The 2,157-nt window shown below is 34.9% G+C and carries 3 protein-coding genes; all 3 read left to right on the forward strand.

Features of this window, described 5'->3' with window-relative positions; genetic code table 11:
* The first annotated feature begins 95 nt into the window (after positions 1-95).
* The 3 genes from ACRRSQ_RS20540 (at position 96) to ACRRSQ_RS20550 (ending at position 1,996) form a co-directional block, all read left to right on the forward strand.
* Positions 96-452, forward strand: a complete 357-nt coding sequence (locus ACRRSQ_RS20540; protein ID WP_440877648.1) for a hypothetical protein — start codon at positions 96-98, stop codon at positions 450-452.
* Between the two features lie 97 nt (positions 453-549).
* Positions 550-1,152 carry a DUF6988 family protein gene (locus ACRRSQ_RS20545; RefSeq protein WP_440877649.1) on the forward strand — a complete coding sequence of 201 codons (603 nt, stop codon included), beginning with the start codon at positions 550-552 and terminating at the stop codon, positions 1,150-1,152.
* A gap of 541 nt (positions 1,153-1,693) precedes the next feature.
* Positions 1,694-1,996 carry a hypothetical protein gene (locus ACRRSQ_RS20550; protein ID WP_440877650.1) on the forward strand — a complete coding sequence of 101 codons (303 nt, stop codon included), beginning with the start codon at positions 1,694-1,696 and terminating at the stop codon, positions 1,994-1,996.
* Positions 1,997-2,157: the final 161 nt, after the last annotated feature.

A 2,157-nucleotide genomic window follows, 5' to 3' on the forward strand; every position in this document is an offset into this window, starting at 1 on the left:
GGACAAAAAACAGTTGGTTTTTGCTCCTTCGTCGCTTATTTTAACCAACTATTTTTTGCCTCTTAGTGGGGCGTTATGTGTTCTTCAAGGATCGGATGAAATATCTAAGTGTAGTGCTAATAATTCTAGCTATTCTAGTAACTCTCTTAACCAACTCCGGTTTTGAGAATGCGGATTCTGCTGAGTTAATAGCAAGTATTCTGAGCTTATTTCTAGCTCCTTTCTTTACCGCTAGCTCAGGTGTGGTCGCTGAACCTACGCCATTCTATTTAATTGATAAAAATTCTACTTATATCTTAATTGGCACAGGGGTAACTCTTTGTTTAGTTGCAAGTATTCTTGAAATTGTTAAAGTAGTAAAATCTGGTAAAAATCAACAGTCGGCTTGTGTAATTGCTATGTCTGTGTGCCTCTTGTACTTCAACGCAAGTATATTCGCATGGAACACATAACAAGTAAATCAACGGGACTTTTTACAGTTTGCTCAGTTCCGCTACGCTACACATTTTAGCAAACTGACAAAAAGCCCATTATTTGGGCGTTATATTTATGTCAAACACTGAAGCTGAATTAGAGTCTCAAATGGAAATATCAAAATGGGTGGATAAAAATTTATCTATTCCGTTCGTCTTTGCCAATGATAAAGATAAATGGGCTTTTTCGTGTTTTGATATAGTCATTGAACATCATTCTTCAATTGTGTCATTGTCCGATTTAAAGCTATATGGATCAGCTTTAGCTTTATTGAGAGTTCAATATGAGGCTTTCATAAGAGGCTTGTGGTTACGGTATGTTGCAACCGAAAATGATTTATCACGGTTTAAACGAGACAAAGTAAAACCAACGTTTCACGAATTAATTGAAGCAGTCGAAACGTCAAGAGGAATCAAGTCAGGTTTACTTTCTCACATTAAAGATAAACAGTGGGCTATCTTCAACAGCTTTACTCATACTGGTGTAGAAGCTTTATTAAGGCGTATGGGGGAAAACACCACAGGGTATGACAACTATAAAAACGAAGATATTAATAATGGCTTAAGGTTTTCTGGTTTAATTTTATTGTTTTGCGCTTCTGAAATGGCAATTCTCACAGGTAATAATGAGTTAATTGATAATACAGTAAATGTTTTGCAAAACTATAAGAGTAAATAAATATAACAAGTCACTCAAAAGGACAAATAACAGTTGGTTTTTGCTCCTTCGTCGCTTATTTTAACCAACTATTATTTGCCTCTTAGTGAGGCGTTATGTGGCATCAGCATGCCTTAATATTTTTTGTTGCTTTAACTCGGTAAAGGCTTTTAGCAAAGTTAAATTTTATAGTGTTCAAACTTTTAAGTTGCGGAAAATAAGTTATAAACAAGTGCCCTTTTCCAGTTAAACTTTCTTGTATATTTATTAACGTAAATTTTATAAGCTACTTAAAAGGCTCAGGTTTAGGCGGCAAACCGCGAAAGCTCTGTGCCACACATAACAAGAAATTAAAGTAGGACAAAAAACAGTTGGCTTTTGCTCCTTCGTCGCTTATTTTAGCCAACATATTTTTTGCCTCTTAATGTAGGCGTTAGCTATACATGGATGTGCACTGTAATACATGAAAAGTATAATTAAATTTCTGACAGTATTAATACTTATGATTTCAGGAGTTCTTATTTACAACTATTTTCCGATAACTAAAGATCGGATCGTAGGAGTGTATGAAATTGATGCTAATTTTTACAGTGGAGCGAATGCAGAGTGGCAAAAGCAACACTTTAGATTTGAGATTACATCTGACGACAAGTTTATATTCTTTGAAAAACTTGCCGATGGTAGCTATAAAAAAACTTATGCAGAAGTTGATTGGTATCGTAAATCTCCTCCAATGTTATTTAGGTTAATTTTAAAATCACCGCATGAGTTAATTGATACTTACCCTGCACTTTATAGGGGCAATCGGAAATTCTACTACGTATTTGAAACTAAGTTTGGCAATATGTTTTATCGTAAAATATAGCTAACAAGTCATTTAAACGGACGCAAAAACGCTGGCTTTGCTCCTCCGTCGCTAAGTATAGCCAGCAATTTTGCGCCGCTTAATGAGGCGTTATCGGGCAACGAAGTTTAGGGTTAACAATTTTTAAGATTAGTTTCTTTTTCTAATCAACAAATTTGTAA

Origin of the sequence: Thalassotalea sp. PLHSN55, assembly GCF_052030545.1 — a bacterium.
Lineage (GTDB): Bacteria > Pseudomonadota > Gammaproteobacteria > Enterobacterales > Alteromonadaceae > CANMXU01.